The 16867-nt window shown below is 68.1% G+C and carries 10 protein-coding genes; all 10 read left to right on the top strand.

The window, feature by feature from the left end; genetic code table 11:
- Nucleotides 1-2 precede the first annotated feature (2 nt).
- The 10 genes from ACHHRT_RS01165 to ACHHRT_RS01120 all read left to right on the top strand — a co-directional run bounded on the left by ACHHRT_RS01165 (nucleotide 3) and on the right by ACHHRT_RS01120 (nucleotide 16867).
- Nucleotides 3-2153: a hypothetical protein gene (locus tag ACHHRT_RS01165; protein WP_395496841.1), complete on the top strand. Its 2151-nt coding sequence runs from the start codon at nucleotides 3-5 to the stop codon at nucleotides 2151-2153.
- Between the two features lie 23 nt (nucleotides 2154-2176).
- Nucleotides 2177-2572 carry a GPW/gp25 family protein gene (locus tag ACHHRT_RS01160; protein WP_395496839.1) on the top strand — a complete coding sequence of 132 codons (396 nt, stop codon included), beginning with the start codon at nucleotides 2177-2179 and terminating at the stop codon, nucleotides 2570-2572.
- Between the two features lie 4 nt (nucleotides 2573-2576).
- The gene (locus ACHHRT_RS01155) at nucleotides 2577-4835 is read left to right on the top strand and encodes a putative baseplate assembly protein (protein ID WP_395496837.1); all 2259 of its coding nucleotides are present in this window, start codon (nucleotides 2577-2579) and stop codon (nucleotides 4833-4835) included.
- The gene (locus ACHHRT_RS01150) at nucleotides 4835-7366 is read left to right on the top strand and encodes a phage tail protein (protein ID WP_395496835.1); all 2532 of its coding nucleotides are present in this window, start codon (nucleotides 4835-4837) and stop codon (nucleotides 7364-7366) included. Before ACHHRT_RS01155 ends, ACHHRT_RS01150 begins: the two co-directional genes overlap by 1 nt.
- Nucleotides 7363-7704 carry a hypothetical protein gene (locus ACHHRT_RS01145; protein WP_395496833.1) on the top strand — a complete coding sequence of 114 codons (342 nt, stop codon included), beginning with the start codon at nucleotides 7363-7365 and terminating at the stop codon, nucleotides 7702-7704. The genes ACHHRT_RS01150 and ACHHRT_RS01145 overlap by 4 nt, the downstream gene beginning before the upstream one ends.
- 5 nt (nucleotides 7705-7709) lie before the next feature.
- Nucleotides 7710-7979 (top strand): hypothetical protein, encoded by a 270-nt coding sequence (locus ACHHRT_RS01140; RefSeq protein WP_395496831.1) that lies wholly within the window; start codon nucleotides 7710-7712, stop codon nucleotides 7977-7979.
- Between the two features lie 14 nt (nucleotides 7980-7993).
- A complete protein-coding gene (locus ACHHRT_RS01135) occupies nucleotides 7994-8863 on the top strand; it encodes a hypothetical protein (protein WP_395496829.1) in 870 nt (289 codons plus the stop codon).
- 55 nt (nucleotides 8864-8918) lie between these two features.
- Complete coding sequence (locus ACHHRT_RS01130; RefSeq protein ID WP_395496827.1) at nucleotides 8919-10868, top strand: hypothetical protein; 1950 nt, start codon at nucleotides 8919-8921, stop codon at nucleotides 10866-10868.
- 7 nt (nucleotides 10869-10875) lie between these two features.
- Entirely contained in the window at nucleotides 10876-15078 is a 4203-nt protein-coding gene (locus ACHHRT_RS01125) for a hypothetical protein (RefSeq protein ID WP_395496825.1), read from the top strand.
- Nucleotides 15079-15154: 76 nt separating this feature from the next.
- Nucleotides 15155-16867 carry a hypothetical protein gene (locus ACHHRT_RS01120; RefSeq protein ID WP_395496823.1) on the top strand — a complete coding sequence of 571 codons (1713 nt, stop codon included), beginning with the start codon at nucleotides 15155-15157 and terminating at the stop codon, nucleotides 16865-16867.

The following is a 16867-nucleotide window of genomic DNA, read 5'->3' as shown; positions in this document are numbered from 1 at the left end:
GGATGCGATCCAGGAGCCGCTGGCTGGGGCCGCTGCCGATCTGGAGTCGGCCCGGGCCGGCCGGGTTGCGGCTGAGTGAAGCGGCCGGGGCCGGGCAGCCGGCCATCCTTCGCTTCGATCATGACGAGTTCATGCCGGAGTACCTGGCGGTGTTGCACGGTGAACCGCAGCGGTTGGGGGAGTGGCTGGCCCGACCTGAGACCTGGCGCCGGCCGATGGCCACCCCCAAACCGACGCCGGCCCCGGCCGGGCCTGCCTCCCGGGTCGATTTCCTCTTTGAGAAGACCCGCCAGGCCACCGCCGCCCGTAAGCCGACCGCCGCCGCCACCCTGAACCTGAAACCGTGCTGCCCGGGTAAGTCGGCCGCCGGTACGGCTTCCGCCGCCGCCGCTGCCGAGCCGCCATCGCCGTTGAAACTCTATCAGGCCACCCACAAGCGCCATTATCTGGTCAGTGCCTCCCTGGTCAGCGAGGAGCCGGGTCTGCCCGACTGTGTGGCCGAACCGGGGCGGCCGGAGAAGGCCGGTTTCCTGCTCCGCCGGTTGCTGCCCCCGGCCGCTGGTGAGGCGGTGCCGTTGGAGCACTGGGACGAGTATGCCTTTTTCGCCGGTCCCAAGGGCAACAGCTGGCGGCGGCTTGGCCCCCATCAATCCGCCGCCGTGGATACCCTGGCGGTCGGCGAGGAGCAGTTGCCCCTTTTTCCGGTCAGCTTTCGCGGCAGTTGCCAGCAGCGCCGGCGGCTGTTCAGTGGCGTCATCCCGGTCAGCCGGCGGGAGCAGTGGGTTGGAGCCGAGGTGGGGGGCGATATTGAGGCCGATCCGGCCCCGGAGGGCAGTGGGGGGCCCGGTCTGGCGGCCCTGCTGCTCCAGGCCGAGGTGGTGGCCCCCTGGCAGATCCTGCTGGAGCAGGCCGCCTTTAAAAAGGAGGCCGCCGAGCGGAAATTTAACAACTTTGCTTCCAACCGCGACGCCCAGGACAAGGACCACCTGCGGCTGCTGCGCACCGCCCGCGATGAGATCCAGACCACCTCCTGGTATCTGCTGCTGGATTTCGCCCGGCTGCTGCGGGACCAGTTGCCCGCGGTCTGGCGGGTGCTCACCGGGGCGGCCGATATCGCCGAGCTTGATGACGGCGAGGCCCTGCTGGTTAACATTCTGCGGCACACCACGCTGCCCCGGCCACTGGCAACGGCGGTGGTGACGGTTCCCTTCGGTTTTCCCTTCCGGCCGGCGAGTGGCGGGTTGCCGGGCGGGACCCGCCGCCTGGGCAAGGATACCCGCTACGGCAGCCGCCATCTGGTATGGAACTTGGCCGCGGCCTTGGTGGCGGCCCTGGCGGCCGAGTCGGGTCTGGAGCGGGTGGAAACCACCTTCACCCGCTATGACGACGAGGAGGAGGACAATCTGCTGCCGCTGGATCCCGACTGGCCGGATTTCCTCTTTCCCCTGGCCGACCCCGAGCTGGCGGCGCCGGTGCCGGCGGTGCCAGCCGACCGGCTGACCGGCCTCAGTGGGCTGGAGCGGCAGTTGGCGGCGGTGGAGGTGCTGGCCGAACTGGTGGAACGGCTGCTGCCGGCGGCGGATCCCGAGCAGCTGCTGGACACCGTGCCGGCCGGCGATCAGCGTCAGGCCTGGTTTGTGATCCGCTGCGTCTACCAGCGGCCCGCCTGTGGCCCCCTGTTCCCGCCCCTGGTCAGCGCCCCCAGCCGGCCTTTCCAGATGGCGCCCTTTTTCGATCCCGACGCCCCGGCCCGGCCGGTACGGATTCCGATGCCGCTGGATATTTCGCCGGCGGGCTTGCGTAAGTTCCAGAAAAACACCGGGTTCGTGCTCTCGGATATGCTCTGCGGCCAGGTCAAGCGGATTCGCAAGATGACCCTGGCCGATCTGGTGCTGTCGGTGCTGCCCTGGCCGTTCCATAAAAGCCTGCCCAACCCCGGCAAGAGCGGCCCCTGCAAGGACCGCGGCGGGGGCGGTTTCGGGATGATCTGTTCGTTGTCGATCCCGATCGTCACCCTGTGCGCCATGATTTTGATGATGATTATTGTCGCCCTCTTCGACCTGTTTTTCCGTTGGATTCCCTACCTGTTCACCTGCCTGCCGATCCCCGGCCTGAAGGGCAAGGGTTCCAGTGACTCAGACAATTCGGGTTAGGAGATAAGAATGGGAGAGATAAGATGAGCACCAACCCCCGGCCGACTTCGGTCAACTGGCCGCTGCTGGGCGTTCCCGACCAGGAGGGGCGGCTGCGCTACCCCACCCTGGAGGAGAGCGTGCGCCAGTCGATCAGGATCATCCTCCAGACCCGGCCCGGCGAGCGGCTGATGCGGCCCGGCTATGGCGGCGGGCTCGAGCGGCTGCTGCATGAGCCCAACACCCTCACCACCCGCCGCCGGATCAGGGATCTGATCGACGAATCCCTCAGCCGTTGGGAGCCGAGGCTGATCATCGACCGGATCGATGTCTGGGGGGTGGAACAGCGGCCCGAGGCGGTCCGGATCGAAATCGTCTATCGCCTGCGCCGGACCAACCGGCCGCAGCAGATGGGCATCACCATGGAACTGGAAGGGTAGGGACATGCCGATACAGCCCCCCCGTTTGGATGACCGCAGGTATGAAGACCTGGTCGAGGAACTGCTGGCCCGGGTGCCGGCCCACACCCCGGAGTGGGTGCCCCAGCCGGCGGGTGATCCCGGCCGCACCCTGCTGGAGCTGTTCGCCTGGCTGGCCGACACCGTTCTCTATCGGGCCAACCTGATTCCGGAGCGGCAGCGGCTGGCCTTTCTCCAGTTGCTGGGGATGCCCCTGCGTCCGGCCCGGGCGGCCCATGGCCTGATCGCGCTCTCCCTGGACGAAGAGCGGCCGGTGAGTCCGGTGGTGCTGGCCCCGGAGGCCAGACTGCCCGGCCCGGTGCCCTTCGAGACCCTGGCCGAGGTGACGGTGCTGCCGGTGCGGGGGGAATGCTACTACAAGCGCGCCCTCAGCACCGCCGAGCAGACCGAGCTGGCCGATCTCATCGACGGCCTGCGCCAGTTCCACAAGATCAAGGGTGATTTCGAAGCTTATGTCACCACCGGCATTTTCCATGATGGCCGGGCTTCCCGGGCCGGGCTGGATCTGGTCAAAGAGACCGCCGATCGCAGTCTTTGGATTGCTTTACTGGCCGAACAACCGGAGGATGTGGCCGCCGTGCGGGCGGCCCTGACCGGCGATGGCGCCGGCGGCCGGTTGCTCAACGTCGGCATCGCCCCGGCCCAGGAACTGCCGGCCGCCTTTGACGAAATGCGACCGGCCGGCCATCTGGAGCACAGCTGGTGGATCAGCACCGCCGAGCTGGTTGACGATCAACCGCTCTATTCTCCCCTGCGCCGCCTGGAGGATTCCACCGGCGAGTTTACCCGTTGTGGGGTCGAGCGGCTGGTTCTGCCGGGGGATGTCAACGATTTCGGGATTCTGGAAGGGGACGCCCGCAAGGACGCCAACGCCGGGGTCGGTGACCGGCCGCCGCGGCTCGATGATCCCGAGCGGCTGGCGCGGCTGGTGGCCTGGCTGCGGCTGCGGCCGGCGGCGGAACTGGAGTCGCTGGCCCTGAGCTGGGTGGGAATCAACGCGGTGGAGATCGATCAGCGCCGGACCAGCCGGGGGATCGTGATCGGCCACAGCGACGGCAGCGGTGATCAACTGCTGCAACTGCCGACGGCTTCGGTGGAAGTGGCCAGCTTTGTGCTGGAGGTGGAGGAGAGCGGCCGGGGTTATGTGACCTGGCAACCCATCGCCGATCTGGCCCTGGCCGGGCGGGATGACGCCGTTTATCTGCTGGATCCGGAGGCGGGTACCGTCCGCTTCGGCAACGGCATCCAGGGCCGGATCCCCGAAGCTGGTCGGCGGATCCGGGTGGCGCGGATGCGGGCCGGCGGCGGCTTGGCCGGCAATCTGCCTGCCGGCACCCTCCAGGAGATCGAGGCCCGGGGCCCGGACGGTCGACCGGTCAGCCGCAAGCTGCAGGTGGTGCAGGGAGTGGCCACCGACGGCGGGGCCGATTCCGAGACCCTGGATGAGGCCCAGCGGCGGATTCCCGCCCGCTTAAGCCACCGCAATCGAGCGGTGACCGGCGATGATTACCGGACCCTGGCCCTGGAAACCCCGGGCACCGCCCTGGGCCGGGTCGAGGTGCTGCCCCGCTTTCTGCCCCGCCAGCGTCGTTTCAATGTGCCGGGGGTGGTGGCGGTGATGGTGCTGCCGGCCAAGGAGCGCCGGGAGGCCCCCAATCCCCGCCCCGACCAGCCGCTGATCCGCAAGGTCCACGACTATCTTTCGGCCCGACGGCCGTTGGCCACCGAGCTCTATGTGATCGGCTGCGAATATCTGCCGCTGGGGATCGGGGTCGGGATCACGGTGCGGGCCGGGTTCGGCCGCGAACAGGTGGAACACGAGGTGCGCCGGGCCCTGTACCGCCATCTTTGGCCCCTCGCCCCCCATGGTCCCCGGGGGGAGGGCTGGCCGTTGGGGATGACGGTCAACGACCAGGAACTGGCGGTGGTGATTGCTCAGGTTGGTGGGGTGGACCGGGTGCGGGGGGTCAATCTGTTTACCCGGCGGGAACGGCACTGGCAGCTGCTGCCCCGGACCGGCCATTGTCAGCCGGTGGATCTCACCCTGCGGGAGTGGCAACTGCCGGAACTGCTGGCGGTGGCGGTGCGCAGCGACGGGGTGGTGCCGGAGGCGGTGCAGGGGCCGGCGGCCGGATCGGCCGGGGCGGGAGGCGGTGAAGGAGCCGATGGCGAGCAGGGGAGCGGCGGCGCCGTGGCCCTGCCGGTGGTGCCGGAGATCTGCTGATGGATGCCAACGGGCTCAAATTCTGGTTGCTGGCCGAGCAGGCCCACTGGCTGTTGGCCGAGGAGCCGCCGGCCCTGGAGTACGACGGCTCCCGGCGCAGTCTGCGGCTGGCCCGGCAGCGGCGCGAGTTGCGGCTGACCGAGGATCGCGAGCAGGCAATGGATCGGCTGGCCACTGTGCCCCAGGCCCGTGATCTGCACGGCAACCGGGCCTGGTATGACCCGGAACTTGCCGCGGTGGTGGCGGTGGGGGTCAGCGATACCCCGGTGACCATCTATCAGTTGGCAGGTGCCGCCCACTTGACCGATCTGGCCCTGGGCCGCGACGGGGTGCTCTATCTGGCGGTGGCTGGAACGGTGATCCTCCACGACCGGCGGCAGCGCTGGGCCGACGCGGTGATCAGCCTGGCCGGCTTCACCGCCTGGCGGCTGAGCCCGGCCCCCGACGGTGGGGTCTGGGTGCTGGACCGTGAAGGGCGGCAACTGGCTCGGTTGCGGGGTTATCCCCTTTCCAGCCGGGCGCTCAAACCCTACACTCCGGAAACCATTCGGCCCTGCCGGGAAAACGCCGATCCTCCCCGGCTGGAACTACTCTCGGCGGTGAGCTGGCCGGCGGCGGAAACCCCGGTGGCTCTGGCCTGCGATCAGAAGGGGCGGCTGGCCCTGCTGAGCTGGCAGAGCGACGGGGAGGCGGTGGTTCGCACCGTTACCGCGGAGGGGGCCCTGGGGGCGCCCCTGATTCTGCTGGGCAGCCGTTTCCCCTACAGTCTGTGCTGGGTCGAATCCGGTCGGCTTGGGGTGCTGGTCTGCGGTGCAGGCGACGAGCCGCTGCCGGAGCCGAAAAGCGAGGCGCGGGTTTACCCCTTCGAGCCGGCCGGCGGCAGCCGCTACCCCTGCGGCGATCTCTATCCGCTCAAGCGGGATTATGACCTGGGCCCCTTCTGCCACGGCCTTGATGATCCACCCCACTATCCCGCCGCTTCCGGCAGTCACGGCCTTTATCGGCTCTCTTACCCGCTCTTCACCCGGACGGGCCAGGCCTGCCATGATCGGCGGTGGGCGCCGCTGGACAGCGGCGAGGTGGACACGGTCTGGCACCGGCTCTTCCTCGAGGCCGCCATTCCCTCCGGCTGCGGGGTCCGGATCTGGCTGGCGGCGACCAACGAGCCGACGGCGGCGCCGGAGCTGGCGGCCGAGGCCTGGTGCGAACACCGTTTCGGGGCCCGCCACCGGCAGGGCGGCCGCGGTGAGACCCCGGTGGGCCACTGGGAACCGGCTGCCTCGGAGTTGCCCCACCATCCCGGCCTGTTGCGCTGTGCGCGGCGGCCGGGGGAAAGCGGCCTCTTTTCGGTGCTGATCCAGCGGCCCGGCCGGCGGGTGCGGGCCCTGCGCGGCCGCTATCTCCAGGTCCGGGTCGAGTTGAGCGGGCCCGGCAACGCCACCCCCGAACTGTTTGCGTTGCGGGCTTACGGCGGTCGATTTTCCTATGTCGAGCATTATCTGCCCCGACTTTACTGGGAAAAGGTCTTTCCCCCCGAGGCCGATGAGCCGGGGGCGGCCACCGCCGCCGATTTTCTCGAACGGTTCCTGGCCAATTGCGAGGGGATGTTCACCGCCATCGAGGACCGGGTGGCGGCCGCCGATCTGGTCACCCGGCCGCAAACCGCTCCGGAGGAGGCCCTGGACTGGCTGGCCGGCTGGATCGGTTTTCAGCTGGAGGCCGGCTGGTCCACCGAGCAGCGCCGGGCCTTCCTGGCCAACGCCTTTGACCTTTACCGCTGGCACGGCACTCTGCGTGGTCTGAATCTGGCCCTGGAACTGGCCACCGGCGGCGGGGTCAGCGGCGGCGAGATCGTGGTGCTGGAGGATTACCGTTTGCGGCGCACCTTCGCCACCATCCTGGGGGCCGATCTCGACGACCAGGGGGATCCGCTGACCTTGGGCGGGATTGAGACCGGCAACTCCTTTATCGGCGACACCCTGTTGCTGGGGGATGAGCAGCGGCGGGAGTTTCTGGCCCTGTATGCCGCGGACCTGTCGCTGAGCGGCGGCGAGCAGGCGGCCATCGACGCCTTTTTCGATCGTCTGGCCTTCCGGATCACCATCCTGGTCCATCAGAACGTCGAGCCCCAGGATATGGGAATGATCCAGCGGATGGCCGAGCGCGAGGTGCCGGCCCATGTCGCCTGGCGGCTGCTGCCCACCAGTGCTCCGCTGCTGGCCGGGATCACCGCCCTGGTCGGGGTCGACACCTATCTCTCCTCCCGGCCGCAACCGCAGCCGACCCGGGTGGATCGCAGTTTCATCGGCCGGGGTGACTACGTGATGGGCCCGGCCGCCCTCGATCCCCGTCTGGAGGGAATGGGCGGCGGTCCGGTGGTGCCGGCGGCCCCCCCGGTCGCCCGGGCCGAAGATGTCACCGCCGGCTACGGCGAGGAGTTTACCCTGGACGGCAGCGCTTCCGAGGCGGCGCCGGGCCGCCGCCTGACCGCTTACCACTGGACCTTCAAAGATAAAGGAGAAACGTCATGACCACCAAAACCCTGGAAGAGATCCGCACCAACCCGGTCAAAACCGCCGAGGCGACCCTGACCATCCAGATGCCCAATGATAAGCTGCCCATCGGCCGGCACACCTTCCAGCTGCAGGTGGCCGATGATTCGGGCAATGTCAGCACTCCGGCCAAGGTGATGGTGATCGTGGTGGATACCCAGGCCCCCACCGCGGTGCTGATGGTCACCGACGAGAACGGCCGGCCGCTGGAGAACAACCGGATCTCCTTCGGCCAGGGCTTCATCCTCGACGGCCGCAAGTCGGTGGATCTCGGGGGCGGCAAGATCGTCAGCTACACCTGGTCGCTGGTCGAGTAGCGGGCATGGCCGATTTTACCCGCGAGCGAACATTCAAGACCGGCGAGCCGCTGCTCAAGGTGGCGGGGACCCTGCCCCCCGGGGTTTACACCTTTCAGTTGACGGTGGCGGACGACTCCGGCAACCGGAGCCGGGCCGCCCAGCTCAAGGTGGAGGTTGTGCGCCGGCAGGTGGTGCCGGTAACCCCGGTCACGCCGGTCAGGCCGGTCAGACCGGTGCTGCCCGTTGACGGGCGGGTGATCATCAATAATCCCCTCAACCCGGTGAACCGGTGAAGGAGCAAATAATTATGGCCAGCAAGGATACACTGCCCCTCCTGGAGGGGCCGGACCGGGTCCATTACGCCACCGGGGTTCTGCTGGGGGCGGAGGATTTTCAGGCCGAACAGGACTATCATCGCGGCCGGCTGGCCCGGGCGCTGGCCTATGCCATGGGTTACGGCACCCTGGCGGGCCTGGCGGTGGAGCATCAGCCGGCACAGCCGGCGGCGGGTGATGATCCGGCCCGGCCCGAGCGGCTGGTGGTCCAGCCCGGTCTGGCCATCGACCGGCTGGGACGGCTGCTGGAGGTGAACCGGCCGCGCTGTCTTGATCTGGACCAGTGGTACCGGGCCCAGTCGCCGCAACTGCTGCGTCAGGCCTGGCACGATGCCGACAGTCTCTGGAGCGGCGCTCCCGCCGGGGTGGCCGCCGATCTCTTCGTCCGCTTTGAGGTTTGTGGGCGCGGCAAGACGCCGGCCTTTGCCGGCACGGCCTTCGACAGCTTCGATTCGGTCACCGCCGCCCGGCTGCGGGACGGTTTCGCGGTGGAGTTGCTGCTGCGGCAGGAGAGCAACCCCGGGCTGCCCCAGCCCCAGTGGCCCGACTTCGCCGAGAGCCCTGCCAGCCTGCGCGACGCGATCTACAACGCCTGGCGCGAGGGCACGGCCCACAGCTTGCTGGCGGAATTGGCGCCGCTGGCCGAACACCTGCCGGGCCAGGATGCCAGCTCGGTGTTTCTGGCCCGGCTGCTGCTGCCCGCCGATCAGGGACCCATCGGCCAGCGACCACTCCGGCGACTGACGGAAACCGTGCCGGTGCGCAACGACTGGCGGCCCTTCGTGGTGACCGCCAACGCCCTGGCCCGCTGGCTGGGGATCGGGGTGACGGCCGATCGCTGAGGGCGGTGAGGGTTATCGTGGCTTAAGCCCCAAGAACAACGTAAGGGAGAGAAAAATGGATAAAATCACCACCGGTCCGGCCCGCGAGAAGATCGATCTGGCCGAGTTGCGCAGATGGCAGGGGCAGGGCACCATCATCACCGATGACCGGCGCCGCCGGCCGCTGTGGTTCGATGGTCGCTTCCTCGATGCCCAGGCGATGAACGCCGAGCAGGACTACTTTCTGGCCCGTCAGAGCGATTACGGCCGGGTGGCGGGGTTCGGGGTGATCACCGGGCTGGGGGTGCGGGTCCACGCCGAACGGGCCCGGACGGTGATCATCGAGGCCGGTCATGGCCTGACCCCCTCCGGCGGCCAGGTGGTGTTGCCGGAAACGCTGACCGTGGATCTGGCGGCGGTGGCGGAAGGGCGGCGGCTGGACGCCGGTTTCGGCCTGGCCCGGATGCCCGGGCCCTCTCCCTTCAACCGCAGCGGGCTCTATATTGTGGCCCTGCGAGCGGTGGAATACACCGGCAACCCCATTGCCGCCTACCCCACCAGGATCGACGCGGCGCGATCCGTCCATGACGGATCGCTGATCGAGGCCACCGCCGTGACCCTGATCCCCTATCCCGACCAGGCGGCGGCCAGCGAGCTTTTGCAGCGTCGCAACCAGGTAGCCCGGGAGATCTTCTTTGAGGGCAGCGTCAAGGGCCAGCCCGATGACGTGCTGCCGCTGGCCATGCTGGCCCTCGACCATGGCCTGATCCGCTGGCTGGACACGTTCATGGTCCGGCGGGAGATCGCCCAGCGGGAACGGTTGGTCTGGGGACTGGGGGTGGCGCCGCGCCCGTTGCGGGCCGCCCATCTGCGCCAGTACAGCGGGCAGTTGAGCGAGCTGCAGCAGCAACTGGGGGTTGGGGCCCGGATCAACGCCGCCGACCATTTCCGGGTACTGCCGCCGGCCGGGCCGCTGCCGGTGAGCGGCATCAACGGCAGCGATTTCTCCCAGAACTTTTTCCCAGCCGAGATGGCGGTGGAACTTTCCATCGTTCCGGAGGATGAGCTGCCGGCCCTGCTGGAGGATGCCCTGCTGCTGCCGCCGCTGGATCTGGAATTGGACGGCACCGCCCAGGAGTCCACCTCGGTGCTGGTATTGATGCCGGTACCCCGCCACCGCTTCCGGGCCCTGAGCCAGAGCCTGCCCACCCTGAGCCGGGAGCTGCCGCCGGCCCTGCCGGGGATGATCGCTCGCCGCCGGCCCATCCTCGCCTTGAGCCAGTTGCTGCACCGGCGGGATTTGCAACCGGTGCAGCCGGCCGAGGTCAGCGCCGACACCGTCTGGCGCAACGAGCTGGGCCAGGTCGAACAGCTCTGGTACCTGCGCCGCCGCAATCTGCATTACCAGGCCGAAGTCACCTCCTGGTCGGTGGAGCTGCGGGCCCCGGAGCGCCAGGTGGAGGCCGAGGTGGCCCAACGGATCGCCGATCTCCAGCTCAAGACCCGGTTCAACGCCCTGCTGGCCGGGGCCACCGCCGCCGGCTCGGCCGAGCTGATCTCGCTGCTGGCCGCGCCGGTACTGCTCAAGGGTCCCGATGCCGCGGTCCGGGCGGTGGTGGCCGACCTGGAGAAAGCGGAGAGCGTGGACAGTCTGGCCGTGTTGAAGGTGACGGAACGGTTCAGCGAGCCCGGCTTTGGTGAGGGGCTGGTCCGGCTGGAGGAGCAGGATCCCACCTTCGGCGGCAACACCCGGGTGATGGACAATCTGGTCAAGTCCGGGCTGCTGCCGGAGGTGGATCGGCTCAGTCGCAACCTGCCGGAGAGCGAACTCAAGGCCCTGGTGGCGGAACTGACCGAGGCCGGCACCGCCAACGATCCGGCGGCGGTGACCAAGGTTACCAAGATAATTGAGGAAAAAACGGCGGCTGCCGATCCCGGACTGAAAACGACGCCGGTGGTCATGCCGCCGCGTTCCGCCCCGGTGCTTTCGCCCGTCGTGGGCCGGGTTACCATCATTGGCAGATGAGGCGCTTATGAAGATCTTTCCGATCGCAGCCCCAATCGATGGCGAGCAAGTGCTGGCCATCCAGCCTCCCCTGGCACGCCATCCGCAGGCCGACTGGCGCCAGCGGCTGGAGTATTTCACCGGCCGGGCCCTGACCCATGACGCTTTGCGGCTGGAGCAGCGGCATCGGGACGGGCGGTTGGCCACCCTGGGCCAGTCGCTGATGCCGGGAGTGGTGACCGGGCTGGAGGTGGCCGCGGCGAAAGAGCATGCCGGGGCGGTGCTTGAAATCGCCGCCGGCATGGGTCTGGCGGCCAGCGGCGAGATCGTTCATCTCAACCGCAATCAGCGGGTGCGGCTGGACGATATCCGGGTTTACGCCCCGGCCGCAGTGCTGGGGGGGGAGGAGGCGGAAGGGGCCTGGCGGCTGGGGGACACCCTGGCGGAGCTGCGGGCCGCCGAGCGGCCGTTGCCCCTGGATATGGTGCTGGTGCTGCAGCCGGTGGCGGTGGAGCATTACGGTCAGGAACCGTCCACCGACCCCTGCGATTATGACGTCAGCGACGAGGCCTTTGAAAACTGGCAGTGGCTGGATGGCTGCCGGCTGGTGCTTTACGCCTGGAACTCCCGGCTGGGACCGGGCAACTGGCGCCGCAACCGGGTGGCTTATGCCCTCTTTGATTGGGAGCGCCGGCTCGGTGAAGGTGAATTTCTGCCCTGGCTGGCGCTGGGGGTGCCCATCGCCCTGATCGGCCTGGACAGCAGCCGGAATTTTGAATTCATCGATCGCAATGCGGTGGTGCGTCGGGGGGGTGAGCTGCGGGGTGGGGCGGTGCCGGTCAGCCCCGCCGGCGACCGCTTCCTTTGGCAGGCCCAATTCGAGCAGTTCAACGAACAGTTGGCCGACTGGCTGCTGGCCAATCGCGGCCTCGACCCGGCCCAGCGCCAGGCGACCGAGCAGTTCCGCCACCTGCCGCCGGCGGGGGTCCTGGTCCGCTCGATGGTGGACCCCCGGCGGCAGGTACAGCACTTTTTCCCGGCCGGCTACGCGGTGCGGGCCCTGGCGGTGCCCTATGAGCAGCTCGATCTGGCCATCACCGAAAGCGCTGGCCTGCTGCCCTACGACCTCAACACCCCCGACCGGGTGGAGGTGCTGGTGCCGGTGCCGCAACCGTTTTACGATCCCCAACTGCTGGTGGTGGAGACCCTCGACCCCGAGTTCGAACAGAGTGTCGCCCGGCTGGTCACCGTGCGCGACCAATGGTTGGGGCGGCGCCTGGTGGTGCGCAACATCGCCTCGGCTCTCCAGCGGGCGATCAAGGGCCAACCCCTGCTCTATCCCCTGGATGATCCCCAGGCGGTGGACTCCCTGGAGCAGGCGATCCCCTTCGAGCAGGCCCTGGTCCAGGAGGGAGACCGCTGCCGCTACCTCAAGGGGGTGCTGGCCCCGCCGCCTTCCTGGCTGCAGAACGGTTTCGATGACAGCAAGTGGCAGCAGGGCGCGACCGCCATCGGTTACGGTTCGGCCGGCCTGGCCACCGAGCTTGCCGATATGCCGGGGGGCTATCTGACGATCTTCATCCGCCATCGCTTCAACCTGGCCGGGCTGGCCGAGGCCCGTCGCTACAGCTTGCGGGTCATCACCAATGGCGGCTTTTATGCCTACCTCAACGGCCGTCAGCTCTCTTCCGCCAACGTCTCCCGGCCACTGTTCAACGCCCCGGCTGCCGGGGAGCAGGAACTGGTGGAGCGGCTTTATCCGTTGGGCGAACTGGTGGGCCGGTTGCGCGAGGGGGAAAACCTGCTGGCGATCCAGGCCCACAACTTCCATCTGCGGGCGGAGCGGTTCCAGATCAGTGTTGCCCTGCTCGACACCGAGGATCGGTTCGGCACCGTCGAAATGGTTTACGACAAGGTGGCCCCCCCCTTTGGCCAGCAGCAGTACGAGGTGGAGGCGCTGGCGGAGCTTCGGCGCTATCTTGATGAAAAAACTCCACTGGCTGCTAAGGAGGTGGCCCAGCTGGATGAGATCGGCATCGAGGCGTATATCGAGTTTCTCCAGCGCAAGATCGAGGGGAGCGATGATCGGGTCGATTTCGGTTTCCTGCGCCTGCGCACCGATATGTACCGGGTGCGGCAGATGATGCTGGGCAACGAGGCGGGGACCAAGCTGGCCACCTCGCCGGTGCTGGCCGAGATCGCCAAGGGGGCATCGGCGGTGGCCACCAAGAACGAGCTGAGCGATTTTTATCAGCGTCTCAAGCAGACCCCAAAAATCAGTCCCGAGGGCGACGGTGGAAGCGGCGGCACCGTCAGCCGGGAGGTGACCCCGACAGCCGGCACCACCGGTTCGGCTGCCGGGGTGGGCACCGCCTTTCTCTCCGGTGAACTTAGCGGTGGTTATTCGGCGGTCTCCGGCGGCAGCGCCGGTATCCTGCAGCCCATTTACACCTTGGGCGGCAGCAATCTCTACCTGGCGGCGGGCCGGGATGCCCAGGCCAAATATGCCGTGAGCTCCCAGGCCGTCAGCTCGGCGGCGCTGTTTGCTGCCGCCGCCAATCCCCAGGAGGTGATGGAGCAGAGCCCGGTGATCGGCATGATGCAGAGTTTCAAGAACGTCACCGTCGGCGAACGGCTGGAGGAGCCCAGCGCCAATGTCTCCTATCTGGCCGGGCTGGCGGTGAAGGGGGAGCTGCTGGGCGAACTGCTGGCCACCGACCTCAATCTCGACGACCTGACTGTGCCGGGGGTGGACAGTGATGGCCAGTCCCTCACCTTTGCCCAGCTGCGAGCCGACGCTTCGATTCTGCCCGGTATCATGGCCGGCCAGTTCGATCCGGTCCAGGGGGACGATGAGGCCGCTTACTTCAATGCCGGGATCAAGGTGCTGGAGAGCACCGCCGGTTTGTTGCGGTTGATCGAGGGGCGGATTCACGCTTATCGCCGGGCCCAGGGCCGCTGCCGGGAGGTGCTGGCCCAGATCCGGGGGCTGCTGATACAGAGCGACCGGCGACTCAAGGTGATCGGCGATCAGCTGGCCGAGGCCCGCCATGATGTGGTGGTGGCCAAAGCGCTTAAGGCCGAGGAGCTGGCCCGGCTGGAGGCGCTGAACAGCCGGCGCGACCAGGTGCTGGCCACCCAGGTGCCGTTTCTGCTCTTCCGGCGGCCCCGTGCCGTCGACCCCCGGCTAGACGTGCCGCTCCACTATCTCAATCCCGATCTCTCCGACCAGCCGCTGCCCTTGTGCGATCTTGAGGAGGTGGAGACCCCCGAGGCGCTGGCCGCCATGCTGGAGGTGGTGCGGGAGGCCCCGGTCAAATGGTTTACCGCCGCCGGCCTGGTGTTGCCCCAGCTCAGCCGGCTGGCCGATCTGCACATCACCCTGGCCGGCGCCAAGAAGCGGGCCGCCTCCCGGGTTGCCGTCCATCCCTTCATGAAAACCAACTTCCAGACCCCCGATGCCCTGCTCCAGGGGTTGGGTCAGGTACTGGTCAAGTCCCAGCAGCAGTTGCAACTGGTGCGGAACCAGACCGCGGCTTTGGATTTGGCGGCCCTGCAGCGGCTGGGCTGGCAGGAGTCGCTGCAGCGGGTGGGGGAGGTGGTGTCGCTGGGCGACCTGATCGACGGCAGCCACGGTCGGCTGGCCGCCAGTCGGCGGGCGGCCGAGGAGCTGGCGATGATCGCCCGGGTGGCCACCTGCCTCTATCACCGTTTCTCTGATGTGGCCACCGCCATCCGCCTGGAGTGGGCGACCCGCCTCAGCCAGTACGATGCCCCGGTCAATCTCCGCAACCTCTTCGCGCTGCCCCGCTTCGGCGAACTCGGATACCGGGAGCGTTACGAGCTGCAGCAGCTGGTGGACTGGCTGTTCGGCCGTTTTGATCCCGGCCGCCGGGAGGCCCAGGAGCTGGTCAACGACCTGCTGCGGGTGGCGCTGCTGGTGGCCAGCCAGGCCCCGGTCAATATGCTGATCGCCGGACATCTGCCGGCTCCGGTGACGGTGCGGCCCGGCAGCCGCTTCACGGTGGTGGCCGATCTCAGCCGGGTGCGGGTGGGCATGGCGATCTCCCTGGGGGAGGCCGGCGCCACTCTGGTGCGGGGCAAGGTGGTGGATATCGCCGGCGGCCAGGTGGCGGTGGAGGTGCAGACCACGGTGGGGGCCAGTGTCGAGCTGGCCGCCGGTACCAGGGTGAGCATCGGTGAACGGCTGGGAATGACCTTTTCCCGTTAAACTGCAAGACAAGGGGAATGTTATGGCCCCTGCCCATTAGCTTTGGGCAGATGCTTTGCTCCCTGGACAGGGATCCATGGCCCACGATGAACGGCGAATTTGTAAATTACGCTTACGCGGTTCCGACCCGGCCCGGTTGCGCCAGGCGCAGGCGCGGCTGGAGGAGGCCTTCAGGATCGCCTCGCTGCCCGGCTTACCCCCCAACGCCCAGGTGTTGATCCGCCGCCTCAGTTTGGGCGCGATTTCGCTCCGGCAGTCGCCGGGGCAGCTGAGTGACCGGATCAGCGAACTGGTCAGGAATCTGGCCGGTGGGGCGCTCTGCGTCGATGGGGGCGGGGGGGAGAGTGCCGATCTGGTCTGGTTCAGTGATCCCCTGCAACCCTATCGTGTGTTGCTGACCGGTCTGCTGGACGGCCGTCCACCGCGGCAATGGTACTGGCTAACCCTCTTCCCCTGGCTGCGGCCTGGAGTGGCCGATTCCTCCACTTCCTCCACGATTACCCGCCTGCTGTTGGAGTCCTGTCGAACCCCTTTGCGGGGTTTGGCTCCGGCCTGGCTGGTCCACCACTGTCTTGAGCCACGGCGGCTGGATTCTCTTTTTGCCCTGCTCAGCCGGGAGATGGTCGGGCAGGTGGTCATCGCGCAAGGGTTCAGGCCGTTTGCGTCCCCGAAACCAAGCGTCGCCGCCAGGGGTGACCAAGACAGCCTTCAGCTCGCCGGCCCGGCGCCTTCAATCCCCGCCCCCAGCCTGGGACCCTCCTGGCGCCGGGCCTTGGAGCGGGCAATGCGCCGCTGGGGTGAGCGTGATCCCAGGAGCATCTGGATGGCCGCTCTTGCCTTGAGCAAGCAGCTTCCGGCCTGTCTGGAAGAGCGTAATCTGTTGGCGCGGATTAACCTGGCCCAGTGGCGGGTGGATTGGGGCGAGCTTCCCGGTGCGCTCCCCGCCAGGGGCCGGAGCGGCAAGGTCGCCGCCGGGGAGATGGGGGCGGGGGGGGCACCTGCCCGGCGGGACAGCGAATCCTCTTTGTCGGAGGCGGTTGGGCAAATGGAGGGAGTGGCGCCGGGGGCTGGATCCACTTTGGCGGCGGCTGCCGGAGTTGCCGTGCCCGGCCCCGCCCATCTCACCGAAGCCGGGGGGGCAGAGAGGGATCACAGGAGAGGCGGGGAAGAGGGGCCGGGAGGTAAGGGGTCGGTGACTGGTCCCCGGGTTGAAGCGGGGACCCATGGAGAGGAACTGGAACCCTTCTTCTCCCCACAAGCCGGGTTTGGCCTGCTCATCGCCCTCTGGGAACGTTTGGGGATGGCCCCATTGCTGGCCGCCAACCCCCGGCTTCGGGAGCTGGATTTTCCCCGCCGGTTACTGTTGACCGTGGCGATGCGCTGCCGATTGGCCGAGGAGGACCCAACCTGGGAGCTGCTGACCGACCTTGCTCCTGACGCTTCCCCTGTCATCGAGGGGTTCGTGGCTCCGGACCTCTGGCGGTCGCGACTTCGAACCGGTGATCGGCCGTTGCCCTCCAGCTTCCAGATCCGCTCGGGCGATCCGGTGACCCTGGCCGATTTGCTGGCCGCCTTCCAACTGATCTCCGGATGCTGGTTGCGCCGCCATTGCGGTCTGTCGCTGCGTTCCCTGGTGGCCAGGCCGGGCCGGGTAACGCTGACCGCCACCCACTGGGATCTGTTTTATCAGCTGGATCAGGTCGATCTGCGGCTGCGCCGGGTTGCCCTGGATAGTGATCCGGGCTGGGTAAGCTGGCTGGGCAAAGTGGTGCAGTTTCACTATGACTGA

Origin of the sequence: Desulfurivibrio modestus, from assembly GCF_044068625.1 — a bacterium.
Taxonomy (GTDB): Bacteria; Desulfobacterota; Desulfobulbia; order Desulfobulbales; family Desulfurivibrionaceae; genus Desulfurivibrio.
This window is presented reverse-complemented; position numbering and strand designations above follow the sequence as displayed.

Coding starts and splice junctions, on each gene's coding strand:
- ACHHRT_RS01140 (WP_395496831.1), top strand. CDS start 7,710: ATGGCCGATTTTACCCGCGAGCGAACATTCAAGACCGGCGAGCCGCTG.
- ACHHRT_RS01125 (WP_395496825.1), top strand. CDS start 10,876: ATGAAGATCTTTCCGATCGCAGCCCCAATCGATGGCGAGCAAGTGCTG.
- ACHHRT_RS01160 (WP_395496839.1), top strand. CDS start 2,177: ATGAGCACCAACCCCCGGCCGACTTCGGTCAACTGGCCGCTGCTGGGC.
- ACHHRT_RS01135 (WP_395496829.1), top strand. CDS start 7,994: ATGGCCAGCAAGGATACACTGCCCCTCCTGGAGGGGCCGGACCGGGTC.
- ACHHRT_RS01130 (WP_395496827.1), top strand. CDS start 8,919: ATGGATAAAATCACCACCGGTCCGGCCCGCGAGAAGATCGATCTGGCC.
- ACHHRT_RS01145 (WP_395496833.1), top strand. CDS start 7,363: ATGACCACCAAAACCCTGGAAGAGATCCGCACCAACCCGGTCAAAACC.
- ACHHRT_RS01120 (WP_395496823.1), top strand. CDS start 15,155: ATGGCCCACGATGAACGGCGAATTTGTAAATTACGCTTACGCGGTTCC.
- ACHHRT_RS01155 (WP_395496837.1), top strand. CDS start 2,577: ATGCCGATACAGCCCCCCCGTTTGGATGACCGCAGGTATGAAGACCTG.
- ACHHRT_RS01165 (WP_395496841.1), top strand. CDS start 3: ATGCGATCCAGGAGCCGCTGGCTGGGGCCGCTGCCGATCTGGAGTCGG.
- ACHHRT_RS01150 (WP_395496835.1), top strand. CDS start 4,835: ATGGATGCCAACGGGCTCAAATTCTGGTTGCTGGCCGAGCAGGCCCAC.